This window comes from Micromonospora sp. NPDC048040, assembly GCF_055587185.1.
Genome location: NZ_JBVJGT010000027.1, coordinates 39,589 through 55,896 on the forward strand (window position 1 = coordinate 39,589; position 16,308 = coordinate 55,896).

General features: G+C 67.8%; 10 protein-coding genes. 4 read left to right on the forward strand and 6 right to left on the reverse strand.

Annotated elements, in window-relative coordinates; translation table 11 throughout:
- The first annotated feature begins 6 nt into the window (after window positions 1-6).
- The 3 genes from ACZ6O2_RS23240 to ACZ6O2_RS23250 are packed head-to-tail and all read left to right on the forward strand — an operon-like array spanning window position 7 to window position 8,769.
- Complete coding sequence (locus tag ACZ6O2_RS23240; RefSeq protein ID WP_466024250.1) at window positions 7-1,071, forward strand: serine/threonine-protein kinase; 1,065 nt, start codon at window positions 7-9, stop codon at window positions 1,069-1,071.
- A gap of 13 nt (window positions 1,072-1,084) precedes the next feature.
- Window positions 1,085-3,886 carry a helicase-related protein gene (locus ACZ6O2_RS23245; protein WP_466024251.1) on the forward strand — a complete coding sequence of 934 codons (2,802 nt, stop codon included), beginning with the start codon at window positions 1,085-1,087 and terminating at the stop codon, window positions 3,884-3,886.
- Window positions 3,883-8,769, forward strand: coding sequence for a DNA methyltransferase family protein (locus ACZ6O2_RS23250; protein WP_466024252.1), 4,887 nt, complete (start codon window positions 3,883-3,885; stop codon window positions 8,767-8,769). The genes ACZ6O2_RS23245 and ACZ6O2_RS23250 overlap by 4 nt, the downstream gene beginning before the upstream one ends.
- A 71-nt stretch (window positions 8,770-8,840) precedes the next feature.
- On the opposite strand, the gene ACZ6O2_RS23255 is transcribed toward ACZ6O2_RS23250, so the two are convergent.
- From ACZ6O2_RS23255 to ACZ6O2_RS23275, 5 genes are all read right to left on the reverse strand, one after another.
- Window positions 8,841-9,194: a DUF397 domain-containing protein gene (locus ACZ6O2_RS23255; protein WP_466024253.1), complete on the reverse strand. Its 354-nt coding sequence runs from the start codon at window positions 9,192-9,194 to the stop codon at window positions 8,841-8,843.
- Between the two features lie 780 nt (window positions 9,195-9,974).
- Window positions 9,975-11,405, reverse strand: a complete 1,431-nt coding sequence (locus ACZ6O2_RS23260; RefSeq protein ID WP_466024254.1) for a hypothetical protein — start codon at window positions 11,403-11,405, stop codon at window positions 9,975-9,977.
- Window positions 11,406-11,497: 92 nt separating this feature from the next.
- A complete protein-coding gene (locus ACZ6O2_RS23265; RefSeq protein WP_466024255.1) occupies window positions 11,498-13,894 on the reverse strand; it encodes an ATP-binding protein in 2,397 nt (798 codons plus the stop codon).
- Window positions 13,895-13,897: 3 nt separating this feature from the next.
- Window positions 13,898-14,509, reverse strand: coding sequence for a DUF6879 family protein (locus tag ACZ6O2_RS23270; protein WP_466024256.1), 612 nt, complete (start codon window positions 14,507-14,509; stop codon window positions 13,898-13,900).
- Window positions 14,502-14,774 carry a hypothetical protein gene (locus ACZ6O2_RS23275; protein WP_466024257.1) on the reverse strand — a complete coding sequence of 91 codons (273 nt, stop codon included), beginning with the start codon at window positions 14,772-14,774 and terminating at the stop codon, window positions 14,502-14,504. Before ACZ6O2_RS23275 ends, ACZ6O2_RS23270 begins: the two co-directional genes overlap by 8 nt.
- A gap of 109 nt (window positions 14,775-14,883) precedes the next feature.
- On the opposite strand from ACZ6O2_RS23275, the gene ACZ6O2_RS23280 reads away from it, so the two are divergent.
- Window positions 14,884-15,276: a hypothetical protein gene (locus ACZ6O2_RS23280; protein ID WP_466024258.1), complete on the forward strand. Its 393-nt coding sequence runs from the start codon at window positions 14,884-14,886 to the stop codon at window positions 15,274-15,276.
- Window positions 15,277-15,278: 2 nt separating this feature from the next.
- Here the strand turns inward: ACZ6O2_RS23280 and ACZ6O2_RS23285 are convergent, their stop codons facing one another.
- Entirely contained in the window at window positions 15,279-16,271 is a 993-nt protein-coding gene (locus ACZ6O2_RS23285) for a hypothetical protein (RefSeq protein ID WP_466024259.1), read from the reverse strand.
- Between the last annotated feature and the right edge of the window lie 37 nt (window positions 16,272-16,308).

Genomic DNA, 16,308 nt, shown 5'->3' on the forward strand with positions numbered 1-16,308 from the left:
GGACGAATGACGCTGCGCAACATCGGCGGCTATGAACTGGTCAAGCCGCTCGGCTCGGGCGGCATGGGCGAGGTGTTCTTCGCCGTCTCGCCAACCGCGGACCGGGTCGCCCTCAAGGTGATCAAGCAGCACCTCATCGAGGCGCCGACGGTTCGGGAACGTTTCGCTGCCGAGGTCGACAACCTCAAGCTGGTGTTCGGCTCCCGAGTCGCCCGCCTCGAGAACGCCGACCCCTACGGCGACCCAGCCTGGCTGGCCGTCGAATACGTCCCCGGTGTGACGTTGCGCCAATACGTCGACGCGAAGGGCCCACTCCCGTTGCCCCTGGCCGCCATGGCCGGCGCGATGCTCGCCGACGGCCTCGCCAAGGTGCACCAAGTCAAGCTGCTGCACCGTGACCTCAAGCCGCAGAACATCATCCTCGGCCCCGACGGCCCCATGCTCATCGACTTCGGCCTGGCAGTGCTGATCGAGCGGGACGACTACCTGACCGAGCCCGGAGCCCTGGTCGGCACGCCGGCCTACATGTCTCCCGAGCAAGTCCGGGGCGAACGGGAGCTAACCTCGGCTGTCGACATCTACGGCCTCGCCGCGACGCTCGTCTTCGCCCTCACCGGCCGCGGGCTCTACCCGCTGACCAACTCCTGGAACCTGCTACTGCGGATCAGCGAACCCGAGGACCTGCCCGACCTCTCCAGCGTGCCCGCCGACGTGGTGCAGCTACTCGGTGCGATGCTCGCCTTCGATCCGACCGCACGGCCCGGGCTCGACGACGTCCGCACCCGCCTGCTGGCCGTCGCCACCGCCACCAGCGGCAAGAGCATCATCGACCTGCGGCAGGAAGTCGCTGACCTTACCTACGACGGTGACGCAGAGCTGCCGGTCCCACCCGAGTTGGACGACCCGCGGCAGAACCCCGAGGGCACAGCGGTCGTCGACGAGGACGCCCCCCCGGTACGCGAGCCAACCCCCACGACCGTTGACCCTGGGCGGCCCACCACCGCCCGCGCCGACGTGGGGTGGCTGGTCGACAAGATCCGCCGCCAGTACGCCCGCCGCTCCACCCTGTAGGAAGGCTGCACCGATGACCACCCCCCAGGCCACGACCTTCGCCCCGGGCTCCCGCATCGCCGTACGGGACGAGGAATGGCTGGTCCGCAGCGTCAAGACCGGCACCGCGGACGGCACCATGGTGAAGGCCGTCGGCGTGTCCGAGTTCGTGCAGGACGTGGAGGCCACCTTCTTCACCGCCCTCGAAGACATCACGGCGCTGATTCCCGAGGAAACGGAACTCATCCAGGACACCTCGTCGCGGTTCCGGCAGAGCCGACTGTTCCTGGAAGCCGTCCTCCGGCGTACCCCGCTGCCCCGCACCGAGCGAGGTCTAGCCCTGACCGACCGATTCCTGCTCGACCCGCTGACCTACCAGCAGCGGCCCGTCGAGCTGGCCCTGTCCGGCCTGCGGCCCCGCATCCTGCTCGCCGACGTGGTCGGGCTCGGTAAGACCCTCGAGATCGGGCTGATCCTCGCCGAGCTGATCCGCCGGGGCCGAGGCGATCGAATCCTGGTGGTCTCACCGCAGCAGGTGCTGGAACAGTTCCAACGGGAACTCTGGACCCGCTTCGCCATCCCGCTCGTCCGGCTCGACTCGACCGGCATCCAGCGCATCCAGCAGGAAATCCCCGCCGGACGCAACCCGTTCACCTACTTCAAACGGGCCATCATCTCCGTCGACACGCTGAAGGACGCGGGCCAGTTCGGCCACCACCTCGACGCCACCACCTGGGACGTCGTCGTCATCGACGAGTCGCACAACCTCATCAACAAGGGCACCCAACGCAACGAGCTGGCCCGACGGCTCGCCGCGAAGACCGACGCGCTGCTGCTGGCCAGCGCCACACCGCACAACGGCGACAAGGAATCCTTCGCCCAGCTGATCTCCCTGCTCGACCCGGCGGCCATCGCCAACGAGAAGAACTACCAGGCCAGCGACATCGCGCACCTTTACCTGCGCCGCACGAAAATCAGCCCCGAGGTGCGCGACCAGATCGGCGACCGCTGGGCCGACCGCGGCCCCTCCCAGGCGCTGCACTGCGCGGCCAGCAAGCTCGAGGAGCAGGTCTTCGACGAGCTGACCGACGTGTGGCTGGCCGGCAAGTGGACCGACGAGGCGATCACCGGCCAGCACCGCCTCTTCCCGTACACCCTGTTGAAGTCTTTCCTCTCCTCCCACCGCGCGCTACACGAGACGGTGACCAACCGGCGCAAGAAGGCCACCGGCACCGAACGGGCAGCACTGGACCGGCTCGCGGAGCTGACCTCCGCGATGACCGACCGCGACTCCAGCAAGCTGCAACACCTCGTGGACGAGCTGAAGAAGATCGACGTCGGCAAGGGCAGCGACACCCGAGCGGTGGTCTTCTCCGAGCGGGTACCGACCATCAAATGGCTCGCCGAAGTCGTCCCCGGCATGCTCGGCCTCAAGCCGAACGCCATCCGAGTGCTGCACGGCGGCGTCGCCGACTCCGACGAGCAGAAGATCCTGCAGGAGTTCGAACTGGCCGGCAGCGAGGTACGGCTGCTCTTCACCGGCGACGTGGCCTCCGAGGGTGTCAACCTGCACCAGCAGTGCCACCACCTGATCCACTTCGACATCCCGTGGAGCCTCATCCGCATCGAGCAGCGCAACGGCCGCATCGACCGGTACGGGCAGAAGCACCAGCCCCAGTTCCGGGCGCTCATCCTCACCTCGAACCGCGAGGACACCAAGGACGACCGCACCATCTCCGAAAAGCTGCTCAACCGTGAGGAAACCGCCCACCGCAGTCTCGGCAGCGTAGAGGCCGCCACCGGACTCTACGACGCCAAGGCCGAAGAGGACCGGCTGGTCCGCGACCTGCTCGCCGGCAGGACAGTGGAGGAGTCCTACGAGACCGCCCACGCCGAGATCGACGTGATGGCGGACCTCTTCGGCGACGTCGGCACCGCACCAGTGACCACCGACGTGCCCCGCGCCCGGGTGCCGAAGCTCTTCGACTCCACCCGCGACTTCGTCGACGCCGCACTGCACGAGATCTACAAAGACCGGCCCGAGGACCACATCGACCTGCGCCGCGAGGACGAACTGCTGACCTTCCTCGCCCCCGACGACCTGGTACACCGGCTCACCGACCTACCCCGCTCCTACCTGCGCACCCACCGCGAGGGCGAGGACCTGCGACTCAAGGTCACCTTCGACCGCACGCTCGCCCAGCGCAAGCTCGACCAGGCCCGGCAGAGCAAGACCCCGATGTGGCCGGAGATCGCCTTCCTCAGCGACGTGCACCCGATGGTCGACTGGCTGGTCGACAAAGTGCTGATCCGGCTCGGCCGCCAGCAGGCCCCAGTCCTCACCGCCGACGTCACCGCCCCGACCTTCGTCATCCAGGGCGTCTACGCCAACCGCCTCGGCCAACCCACCGTGGTCCAGTGGATGGCCGTCTCCGGCCTGCCCACACAGCCGACGATCCGCCCCATGGACGAAGTGCTGCACGAGGCCAGGGTCGGCCCCGACATGGTCAACCGCGCCGAGCCCATCGCGACCGACGCGCTGAAGGCCCTGCTCCCACAAGCCGTCGCCGTGGCCCGGGACCACCTGGAGGGCAAGCGCGCCGAGTGGGACGCGGTCAACGCCGAGCCGCTGCGCCGGCACCGCGAGAAACTGACCACGTTCCAGCAGGCCAGCCTCCTCGACGAACTGCCCGGCGTGCATCGCGAAAAGCGCCGCCAGCGGGTCACCGCCACCGTCCAGGAACAGCGCGACCTGCTCGACAGATTGGAAACCGCCGGCGACCCGCTGCTGCGGGTCCTCGCCGTCCTCGTCCCGTCTCCGGAGAGTGCAGCATGAGCTTCGAGTCGCTGACCAACCGCGGCGAGTACCTCTCCGCGCACTACCTCGCCGAAATCCTGCCCACCACCCTCAAGAGCGGGCTGGTCAAGCAGTGGGCCGAGCGGGAGAAGGGCGGCGAGCAGACGCCGCGCACCGGGCTGCGCGGAATGCGTCGCCCCTACTTCGACACCAAGACCGAGCTGGCCGACGACGAATTCTTCGACCCGGAGCGCCTGCGCAAGCTGCACCAGGACGCACTCAGGGCGCTGGGCTTCGAGCCGCAGCCGCAGACCATCACCGTCGAGCGCAACGGCCACGAGCACGAGATCCACGTCGCCCACGCCGAGCTGGGCACCGCCCACGGCATCCTCGCCCTCGACTGCGGCTGGGCCGTCGACACGGAGGCCGCCCAGGACCCGGACGCTGCCGGCCGACTGCTCGACCCGGTCACGCTGACCGGCAACGAAACCATCAGCACCGGCGCGAAGCTCGCCTCCTGGCTGCTCGCCGCCGACAACCCGAAGCCCCGCTACGTGCTGATCCTCAGCGGCGGCGTCGTCACCCTCGCCGACCGGGCCGCCTGGGGCGAGGGCCGCTACCTGGCCGTCAGCCTCGACACCCTGTATGGCCGCAACGACGACAAGGAGTACGACGTCGTCGCCGCCCTCTTCGGCGCCGACTCGCTGCGCCCACCCGCCGAAGGCGGCACCGAACCCCTCGCCGACCTGGTCGCCGGCTCCCGCCAGCACGCCGTCGGCGTCTCCAGCGAACTCCGCGAGGGCCTGAAGGTCTCCGTCGAACTCATCGCCAACGAAGTCCTCGACCGCATCTGGCAGGCCGGCCACCAACCGCAGCAGGTCATGGACCTCGACGAACTGGCCAAGGAACTCGGCCGCGAGGCGCTGCGCTACCTCTACCGGATCCTGTTCCTGCTTTACGCCGAGGCCCGCCCCGAACTGGGTGTGCTGCCCGTCAACGACCCCCAGTACGTCGACGGCTACAGCCTCGCCCGCATCGGAGACCTCGTCTCCCGCCGCCTCCCGCCGTCCGCCGAGAACGGCACCCACCTCTACGAGTCACTGGATCTGCTGTTCCGCATGGTCAACGAGGGCCATCGCCCGCGCGGCGGCGCGGAGGTCGACGAGAAGGCCAGCGAGGGCGAGGGCCTGCGCTTCGAGCCGATGCGCTCGGACCTGTTCCTGCCGGAGAAGACGAAGCTCATCGGCCGGCTGATCGCCGAGCCAGGCAGCGACCCCGACGACCCGGACGGCCCGAAGATCGACACCCGGCTGCGCAACAAGGTCCTCTACGAGGTGCTGCGCCGGCTGATGCTCACCAAGGGCGGCAAGAAGCGGCGCGGCGGCTTCATCTCCTACGCCCAGCTCGGCATCAACCAGCTCGGCGCCGTCTACGAGGGCCTGATGTCGTACACCGGGTTCGTCGCCACCGAGCAGCTCTACGAGGTCGCCAAGAACGGTGACCCAAAGGACGGCTCGTGGATGATCCCCGCCTCCAAGACCGACGAGTACGAGGACAACGTCTTCGTCTACAAGGAGAACGCCTACACCGGCGTCCGCAGCCGGGTCTGCTACGAGCCAGGCCAGTTCGTCTACCGGCTCGCCGGCCGCGACCGGCAGACCAGCGCCTCCTACTACACCCCACAGTCGCTCACCGAGGTCACCGTCCAGCTCGCCCTCAAGTACCGACTCGACCAAGACGGCACCATCACGCCGGCCCGCGAGCTGCTGGACTGGACAATCTGCGAGCCTGCGCTCGGCTCCGGCGCGTTCCTCAACGAGGCCATCAACCAGGTCGCCGCCGAATACCTGCGCCGCCGGCAGACCGAACTCGACGACACTCTCGACCCCGAGGACTACCACCTCGAACTCCAGCGGGTGAAGGCATACATCGCCCTGCACAACTGCTACGGCGTCGACCTCAACCGCACCGCCGTCGAACTGGCCGAGGTCTCCGTCTGGCTCAACGTCATGCACACCGGCCTCCAGGCCCCCTGGTTCGGCCTGCACCTGCAACGCGGCAACTCGCTCATCGGCTGCGGACGCAAGCTCTACGACCCCATGCAGCTCGTCGACAAGTCGTGGCTGACCACCGCGCCGGCCGAGAAGCCGTTCCGGGACGGGCCGATCGACGAGGGCGCCATCCACCACTTCCTGCTCCCCGCCGACGGCTGGGGCGCGGTCGCGGGGGAGAAGGAGGCCCGCGAGCTGGCACCGGAGGAGACTGCCAAGCTCAAAGCATGGCGTACGGCGATGAAGCGGGTGCCGTCGGTCAAGGGGAAGAACTCGCAGGTCAAGCGGTTGCAAGCGCTCGCGCGGCGGGTGGAGTTCCTGTGGGGCCTGGTGCAGCAGCGCCTCGCCATCTCTGAGCGGGAGATCCGCCGCGACATCAAGATCTGGGGCGCCGAAGACCTGCCGCCCGTCACCGGGGCGGTGGCCCGGGAAAAGATCCTCGCGGACCTGACCGCGCCCGGCACGCCGTACTGGCGGCTCAAGACGCTGATGGACGTGTGGTGCGCGCTGTGGTTCTGGCCGCTCGACGAGGTCGGCCTCCTCGACGGCTCCGACCCCGTGTATCCAGCCGCGCCCGTCCAGGTGTCGCACGTCAGCGAGGTGCCGGCGTACGAGGAACCGGTCTACGAGACGCAGGACATCTTCGGCAACGTGCAGGCGCAGCAGATAAAGCTGCCGACGAAGGCGACCGGCGGCACCCGGCGGATGACCGTGGCAGAACAACTCCGCCAGCAGGTGCCGCTGACCAACCTGGACGACTGGCTCACCTTCGCCGAAGCACTCATCGGCCGCAGCGACGCGGACGAGGACACCGAGAGGTTCCTCGGCCGGAAGCTCACGAGCCTGAGCGAGATGAGCGAGTTCGAGCAGAGGCTCGACGGTGTCATCGGCGTCGACTCACCCTGGACCCTCTCCGACCGCTTCCCCTGGCTCCTCGCCGCCGAACAGATTGCCGAGCAACAGGGCTTCTTCCACTGGGAACTGACTTTCGCCCAAGCCTTCGCCCTGGGCGGTTTCGCCCTCCAGGTCGGCAACCCTCCATGGGTGAGGCCGGAGTGGAACGAGACAGCTGTCCTTGCAGACTACGACCCATGGTTCTCCATACATGGGTCGGTTGACGAGTGGGCTGAGAGAAAGGCTCGGACTGTCGCGGGCGACTGGAAATCGTATACGCAGGCGTTTCTTGTAACGAACGCTACCGGAAACTACTTGGGGTCTCGGGTCAACTATCCGGAGCTCGGTGGCACCCAGCCTAACCTCTACCGTTGTTTCATGATTAAAGTGTGGGCCAACGCGGCGCGTGCTGGAATTTCAGGTCTGATTCACTATGATACGCATATGGCTGGAATTCGAGAGGCGGAGTTTCGGGCGGCTACTTATAAGCATTTGCGGCTCCATGCTCACTTCCATAACCGGCGGCTACTCTTCCCTGAAGTGAATTGGAACAAGCAGTTCTCGCTCAATATTTATGGGCCTCCTGGCAAGATTGAATTCTTGCATCTTAGCTGGCTGTTCGATGCAAACACCCTACCCGCCTCATTGACGCATGACGGCAGTGGCGATATGCCGAAGATCAAAGTGGGGGGTAATTGGGACGTGCGCCCCCATCGCAGTCGCGTCGTCAGGGTGAACGAGGAGATTCTGCAAGTCTGGCACGAGTTTTCCAACGAACTCGATTCGCCGATTGAGCATACGCGACTGCTCTACCCGTTGAACGCGTCGGAACAGGCAGCGATTGAGACGCTATCGAACTTCCGCCCAAAAACTAGCGGATTTGAGCGCATCAACCTTGGGCTTGTTGATAAAGGTCTGGTTCGCGATGGATATCTTGAGGAGCGGGTTGTCAACCCGAACTCTTGGCGGAAAGTTTTGCTGCGTGGTGCGCAGTTCGGGATTTCTGCGCCGTTCGCTAAACAGCCGCCAAATACTTCCAACGTAGATAAGGCAATTGATCTGCGCGAGTTGGCTCCGGATGCAGTTGCTGTGTCTGCTTTTCGTTACGTGGTTGAACCGGACAAGATGGATGATCTACAGGTCCGATGGGCAGGGCGACCCTCTACGTCCTACTTCAGGCTGGCTTGGCGAGAGATGGCACCGGCTTCGTCGGAGCGCAGCTTGATTGCCGCCTTGATTCCTCCGGGCCCTGCTCATCTGTCGTCTGTTCGTTCTACAATTCTCCCTTCTGCCCTCCTAACTGTCCTCGCCGTAGGATTCTGGAGTTCTCTCCCACTGGACTATGCAATTCGCCTGGCGGGCAGGGAGCACGTGAAGGAATCCGACGTTCGGCGACTTCCCTCGCCCGTCGAGGAGCACCCACTTGCGGCATCGTTGGCTCTTCGGGTTCTGCGTTTGAATGCGTTGACCAGTGCGTACAGCGAGATTTGGAAGGAGATGTACCTCCCATCGTGGAGCGATGAAACTTGGGTGACGGGCCAGCCTGCCGTCGCTGCACTGGGTAATATCGGTCCCATTTGGGACCGGCGAACTCCCCTACGGGTAGAGGCGGATCGTCGTGCGGCTCTGCTAGAGATCGATGCGATCGTGTCTGTTTGGCTGGGGCTGAGTGCAGAATCTTTGATTTCGATGTATCTCGCTCGATTTCCGCAGCTGGCGGACTATGAAAGCGAAATGTGGTTCGACAGTCATGGGCGGCGGATATCTAAGAATTACAATCAGTGGGGTTGGGGGCAATCGAAGAAGTGCTACGGTGAGCTATTGAAGTACTTGGACGGCCCCGCGGAAAACCTGCCGCCCGAAGGCTATACCCCGCCGTTCTACAAGGCGGATCGCGAGAATGAGTACAGGCAAGCGCACAGTGTCTTTAGCAAGCGCCTCCAAGATGCCCTTGACGCCGGCTGGAAACTGTCGTAACACTGCGTCCTGACCTGGGCGATGGGAGGGCGTCTGGCTTGCCTAGCGGACGCCCTCCCATCGGTGCGGCATCAGGCCCGGTGCTTGGCGCCGCGTACGAAGGCGGCCCATGCATCAACGGAGAAGGTGAGGGCGGGCCCGGCCGGGTCCTTGCTGTCGCGCACGGCGACGAGGCCGGGCAGGTGCCTCAAGGGTCGACGCTGCGCGGGCGCGTGGCCGCCGGCTTCAGGAACATCGGCACGTTCCCAGCAGCGACGGGACCACGCCGCACGCGAAACAGGCGTCCGGGTGAGGTGCCCGCTCGACCGGACGGGACACCGGAGCTGGCAGGCTGCGAAGCGAGGGGGCGGGTTTCGACGGAACAGGTCGTGCGAGGAGAACCGCTCGTACCTGTTGTTTGGTGACCGTCGGCCAGCCGCGCGCACGTACCTCCCTGGTCAGCCGTTTGATATCGAGCTGCGAGTGCCTTGCTTGGGTGGCGTGAACCACTTCGACAAGAGACTGTGGCACGCGGACGGCCGTATCGCTGCCCGCTGGCTTCTGGGTCGCGGTGGGTGGACTTATCACGGTGATGGTGCCGTGCGACTGCTGCTTCTTTTTGGCCGGTTCCGTTCTTCGTGGCGACGAGGGACCTTTCGATGCCGGCTGTTTGCCGGGCTTCGCGGGGTGGGCACGCAGCGCCTTGCGGACTTGGTCCGCGGAGACGTCGGGCCAGCCGCTCTGCATAAGATGCCAAACGATTGTGGTGTCCTTGATGCCGCGCTTTTGTGCTTGGAGCGCGCGGGCAGCGTCCGCCAACTCCTGCTGGGTGGGTCTGTTTCGACGATTCGGGCTCCCCGGAATGGACCTGGATGCGGGTCGACGCGCAGGGCTGGTGTCGGCGGCGCGACCTTGGACTGAAGTCGGTCGAGCCAAGCATCGGGCGTACGGTCGGGTTGATCGTCGTTCTCCCAGTCGTGCCGAGAATCGTTCGAACCTAGACTCTCCGCGTTGGTGTACCAGTCGTTGATGGTCCGCCTGAGTTTCACGCTTCCCTCCGCTGCCGTCGGGACAGTAATCAGCCGCGTACGACCCGGCGAGGTTTAGCGCGGCATGCAAGAAACCCGATGCTAGATGGCGGCCTTCTCGTTCGGTAGGGCCAATCGTCGAACGCGGGGATCGAATGGCTGACAGCGGCGGACAGCTAGGTTGAGGTGTCAACGGTGTCAGTCGGCGGCGCGGACGACGAGGATGGTGCCGTCGCGGCCCAGCGAGAAGACCTCGCCCTGCTGGCGCGACGCCGACCACCTGCGGAAGATGCGCGGTGCCGCTCGCAGGTACGGGCCGATCCGGCCTTCCGCGAGATGCCGGTACAGGTCGCTCTCCACGCCCCGGAACACCTCGAGGGTCCGGCCGCCGGGCAGCGGGGCGAGGTAGCGGGTGCCCTCGGCGCGCAGGCCGTTGCGCAGCCGCAGCGTCTGGGTGGTGCCCGACGCCCATGGCAGGTCCGGCTCGAACAGGGCATCCTGCGCCGGTGCCGCCGGCTCCCCGCGCTGCCGGGGCGTGGCATACCCGCGGGCCGTCGCGTTGTCGCCCGCGAAGAGCAGCGTGGTCGCCGCCACCGCCCGTGACAGGATCTTGGTGAACCAGCCGCGCTGCTCGGCGGGGATGTCGAACACGTCAGGCGCCCCGGGCGGCAGTTCCTCGGCGGGCGGCACCGCCGCCTCGGCGACCGGGGGAGCACCGTCGGTGTGAGCCTCCCCGGCGCGGACGTCGCCGGGCGCGGCGGGCCGAGGCCGCCAGTCCTGGTCGTCGGGGGCCGCCCGCAGCAGTTCGTCCAGGTCGTCGTCCGCGCCCGACCATAGCTCGCCGTCACCCGGCGGGTCGAGCACGTACGACGTGATCCGGCTTCCGTTCAGGCACGACGCCACCATCAGCGACGGCTGGCGGCCCCCGGCCACCCGTAGCGCGTCGACCTGTACGACGGCCCGCGCCAACTGCCCGTACGCGAAGTTCGACGACTGGTGGGTGCCCTTGCACTCCAGGATCACGATCTTCACGCCGCTGCGCCGCCCGGAGCTGTGGTGCCCGAGCAGAATGTAGTCCGGCCGCTTCTTGGTCTTCGACGCGGTGTCCACCTCGCCGACACCGTCGATGAAACCCGCTTTCAGCGCCACCTCCGCGTCGACGGCATGGAAGTCCCAGTCCGGGTGCTGCCGGCGCAGCACCGCCTTCGCGACCACCAGCGCCAGCCCGATGCCCAACTGCTCGGACTGCGCCACCTTGTGGTGGTAGACCACGTTGCCCGCGTGCGGGGACAGGGCGAGGCAACCGTTGCGCGCGGTCAGCGTCGCGCAGTAGCGCACGTGCGCCCAGTGCCGGGCCACCTGGGCCAGGGGCGAGGCGGTCAGGAACGTCGTGGCCACACCAAGCTCGTGCAGCACCTGCGCCGGGCTGGTGCGCACCCCCGGGCCGATCCGCACCGGCGACGGAGCCTTACCGTACCGGTACGCCTCGTGGTCCTTGGCCTTCTCCTTGGCGTACCGCAGGACCTCGGTGACGACCTGGTCGGAGGACACGACGGCGAGTGTCGACTCGCGGCCGAGCGACCGTACGAGCGAGTCGAGGTCCACCCGGCCACCCCTGATCCGGTTCACCCGTGCGGGCCTAAACACACAGAGTCATCGAAGAGTCTCAGAGTGTCAATGTTGTCGGTTGCGGTCGGACGGGCATGCGACACAGCGTGTCGTCAGTGAGACTCCGTCGGGAGGAACTGCTCGATACGTCCACGGAGTTGCGCGGCGCGGGCGTCGGGAAAGCTGCTCAGCAGCGCAACCGCTTCACGCCACCACCGGTGCGCCTCCTCGGGGCGCCCGACGTCGATCAGCGCCGTCGCGAGGTAGTCCAGCGCCAGGGCGAGCTGCCAGCCGTCCCCGAGCCGCCGGTGCACCGCCGCCGCCCGCAGGTGGAAGGCGATCGACTGCTCCGGCTGCCCCAGCTCTCGATACGCCTCGCCGGCCCCATCAAGTGCCATCGCCTCCCGGCTGCGGTCACCCAGTTGGCGCTGGATCGTCGCCGCGCGGTGCGTCGCCTCCAGCGCTTCGGCGGGCCGGCCCAGAGCACGCTGCACGCGCGCGTACTCGACCAGCCAGTGCGCGAGCCACACTGGGCTTCCGCGTTCGGCGATGGCGAGCGCGCGCTCGATAGCGGCCAGGGCCTCGTCGGTACGTCCGAGTTCGCGCAGCGTCATGCTGAGGAAGAACAGCGAGTTGCCCTCCTGCGCCCGGTCGCCGATGTCCCGCTGCACCGTGAGCGCCTGATCCAGCAGCGTCACGGCCTCTGCGAGGTCGCCCAGTTCGTACCGGGCCTCCGCGAGATTGCTCAGCAGCAAGGCCTGCCACCGCCGGTCGCCGCGCCGCGTGAAGATGTCGAGGCTTTCACCGAAACGCGCCAGCGCGTCGGCGAGACGCCGGTGACGCAACGCCAGCAGCCCCAGCGCGTTGATCGACACCGCCGTGCCGTGCTCGTCGCCGATCTCCTGTCGGATCGCCAGCGCGGCCCGGTGGTGCTCTGCCGCCTCCGTGAGCTGGCGAGCTTGGAAGTGGGCCTTCCCGAGGCTCTCCAGCGATTCCGCCTCGCCTCGCCGGTCGCCGAGCGAGCGCGCCGCCGCCAGGCCGATCCGCGCGGTGGCGAACCACGCGTCGAAGGCGTTGCGGTGCATGAAGACGCTGCGTAGCAGAACGGCCAGGTGCCAGGCGATCCGTGGCTGTGCGGCCTCGGCGGCAGCGCGGGTGGTGGCGACGAGGTTGTCCTGCTCGGCGGCGAACCAGGCGTCCGCCTCCTCGACGGTGGCGAAGGCCAGCGGCGTGACCTCGACCGGCGGATCCAACGGCACAGTCCGGCCGAACGGGAGTGTGCGGGCCAGCGCGGCGTCCGCCGTGTGTAGATACCAGGTGAGTACGCGGCGCAGCGCCGCCTGACGGCCCTCGTCGCTCTCCAGGTGCTTGACCTGATCCACCGCGTAGGCCCGCAACAGGTCGTGCAACTGGTAGCGGCCGGGCGCGCTCTGCTCGACCAGATGCGCACCGACGAGCGCGTCGAGCGGCTGCCGGACCTGCGACATCGACAGGCCGGCGAGCGCGGCCGCAGCCGGGGTGCCGAGGTCCGGACCGGGATGCAGCCCGAGCAGGCGGAACAGCCGCGCCGCCGAGGCGTTCAGCGCCCGGTACGACCAGGCGAAGACCGTGCGTACGGCGTCGGCCTCCTCGCCGTCCTCCGCGGTGAGGGCATCCCACAGGGCCGACTCGTCGCGTAGGTCCTGGATCAACTCGGTGAGCGGCATGAACGGTCGGCTCGCCGCCCGTTCGGCGGCGATGCGCAGCGCCAGCGGCAGCCTCGCGCACAGCCGTGCCAGTTCGGCCAGCTCACCCGGATTGTCGCCGGCGCGGTACTCGGTGGTGACGTCGCGCAGCAACGTCACCGCGTCGTCCTCGGCCAACATACGCAGGGTCAGCCGCCGGCCGCCGTCGCGGCTCACAAGACCGGACAGCATGCTTCGACTCGTGACGACCACCAGGCAGCTGCTGGTGCCCGGCAGCAGGGGGCGTATCTGGCGGACGCTGGCGGCGTTGTCCAGGACCACCAGGACGCGCCGGTCGGCCAGCCGGGAGCGGTACAGCGTCTCGCGGTCCTCGATATCGGCGGGGATCGCGGATGCGGGGACGCCCAGGGCCCGCAGGAATCGGTCGAGCACCTGCTCCGGTTGGCTGGGCTGACCCGGGTCGTAGCCATGGAGATTGGCGTAGAGCTGGCCGTCCGGAAACCGTTGCCGCACGGCGTGCGCCCAGCGCAGCGCGAGAGCGGTCTTGCCGACGCCGGCGGTGCCGGTGACGACGATGAGGGTGGCGTTGAGGGCTTCGTCGTCGTCGAGAAGTCGGTTCAGCGCATGCAGTTCCTTCACCCGGTTGACGAAGCCGCGCACGTCACCGGGGAGCTGGCGGGGAGGTGGATCGGCGGGGGAGGAGTCGCCGGGATGGAAGTGCACCCCGCCGTACACGTCGCGGGCCTGCACGAGGTCGGCGGGGCCGGACAGCGCGGACCGGTTGACGTGCTCCGGCCCTCGCCCGTCCTCGCCGTCGCCGACCACTGCTCAGCCCGGCCGAGGAGGCTCCAGCGGCGCCACCGCTCGCGCGAAGTACTCGTCCAGCGGCTCGCCGTCGGCGTAGAGCGCCTCGATGAACCCCTGACACCGCGTCACCACGGCGGGGTTCCGCCACCGTCGCGCCGCTTCGAGTACTCCGTCGGCGTCGTAGATCGCCTCGTACATCACATCGAGGCCGAGGGTGTAGATCTCCGGCAGCGGACCATCGGTCTCTGCGGCGGCGACCTGGCCCTGCTCGACCACCCGCGTCAGCCCGCCGTATTCGTGGCGTAGCCGCAGCACGTGCAGTTCCCATTGCAGGTAGGGAGTCAGCGGCTCCTGCACCACCCGGACTCGACGGGTGGCGAACCCGCTGTCGGCGATGCGCCGGTAGTAGTCCTCGAACTCGGGACGTCGTGCCTCGAGAATCCGCAGCGACTCGTTCCATCGGCCGGCGGCAAATGCCTGCCAGCCCTCGTCGTGAGGCTCCTTGAACGTCTTTTGCCGTTCCAGTTTCCAGAATCCCGGCGGGCCGGTCTTCCAGAACCGTTGGTCGAAGTCGGCCCAGTAGTCGTCGAGGGCCAACAGTTCGCCGGGGTCCCCGCTGAGGAGCTTACGCATCAGGGATGTCCGCCTTCGCCGCGATCATGGTCGACCGGGGAATGATGATAAGCCGCTCGCCGGGGTCGACGGAGACTCCTTCGGGGAGCCGGTCCCGGTAGGTGTCGGTGAGATCCTGCCCGATCACCGCCACGTCGCCGTTGCTCAACTCCCAGACGTCGGGACAACTGCCGTCGCCGGAGGTATTGCCCAGCTCGTGCGAGGACTTGCCCCAACGGCGGCTCAGCTGGGCGGACGGGTCCGCCTCCCAGCGTTGTGCACCCATGCCGACCTCCCGGAGTATAGCGAGCGAGCACTGATGGTAACCATTGAGGAGGTTGGATTACAGTGGATTCCTGCCCGGTCCCGAGCCTTGGCGCTGCTGGAGGTGAAGCGTGGACGACCCGCTCATGCTCGCGGCGGCGACGACCCTGGTCACCTGGGCGACCACCGAACTCGCAGCGGGTGCCTGGTCCGCCGTGGAAGGGTTGTCCGGGTTCCTCCGGCAGCGGTTCCGTCAGGAGGCATCAGCCCAGGAGACTGTCGAGGTCGTCCTGCGCCAACCCACCCCGGACGCGGTGCAGCGCCTCGCCGCACTCCTTGAACAGGAGGCGATACGTGATCCCGCCTTCGGTGCAGAGTTGCGCGCACGCTTCGCGCAGGTAGAGGCCATCGTCGCCGCCAACCCGGGCAACGTGACGAACACGGTGTCCGGCGACGTCAGCGGGTCCGTTGTGCAGGCGCGTGACGTACACGGTGGCATCTCCTTCGGCGGCAGTCGCTCCTGAGGTCAGGAGCCGGTTGGCGGCGCCTGGGCGAGTGACGTCCGGCTGCGGAGCCGGGCCACGATCGACTCGCTCCGGTGCTTCGGCAGTTCGAGCCGTACGACCTGGGCGAACTCCGGCCGCAGTGCGCCCAGATCGACCGGACGGCCCGCCAGGCGGGTGCAGAGCTCCGCGAGGCTCCACGACATGAAATGCCCGAAGCGCGCCGCGTAGACGCCCACGGCGCGCAGCCCGAACGCGTCCGAGTAGTCCAGGAGCACGTACCCCAGCAATTGGTCCAAATCCTCCCGACGCAGCACGGCGGCCCGACTACCGTCCGCCCGCGGCCGGCCGCTCTGGCCGGCCTTGAAGTCGACCAGCATCCCGCCCACGATGAGATCCGCGTCGGCGTGGATGTCGGCGCTGCCGTCGAACGTCGCCCCCGTCGTCACTTGGCCGGGCGGCAGCACAGGCAGCAGCCGCTCGACCGCGAGGTCCCGCATCGCTATCAGGTCGGCGACCTCCTCGGCGTTGGCCAACGCCAGCAGGTCCGCCGCTCGGCTGGACGGGCCGAGTCGCATCAGCCTGGAGCCGTCGACCACGGGCGCCCGGTACAACTCGACCAGCAGAGCCAGCGCGTACGACACTCGCGCCCACCACTCGTCGGATCGGTCGACGAATTGCGCAGGTCGGATCGGTCCGACCGGACTGCCGTCGTCATCGATCGCGCCCAGGTCGCGCAGCAGTTCGAGGCCGGCCTGTCGGCAGGGCGCGCGGCGCGACCGAAGCCCCGCCGCTGCGAGACCGACCGAGGGCGCCGGGTCGATCAGGAACCGCAACCACCAGTCGATGGCGGCACCTTGCGTCCCGGGCGCGATCGCCGAGGGCGGCAGCACCAGGGCAGGGCCGGCCACCTCCCGGTAGTCGGCCTGCACGTCGTGGTGGTGCGGAAATGTTGACCGCAGCCACCGGGCCACCGGGCTGCGAGCGTCTTTCACCTCATGCGTCAAGGTCGGCACGAATCAATCCCTCGTTGGTTGGATGCTGAGGCGCGCC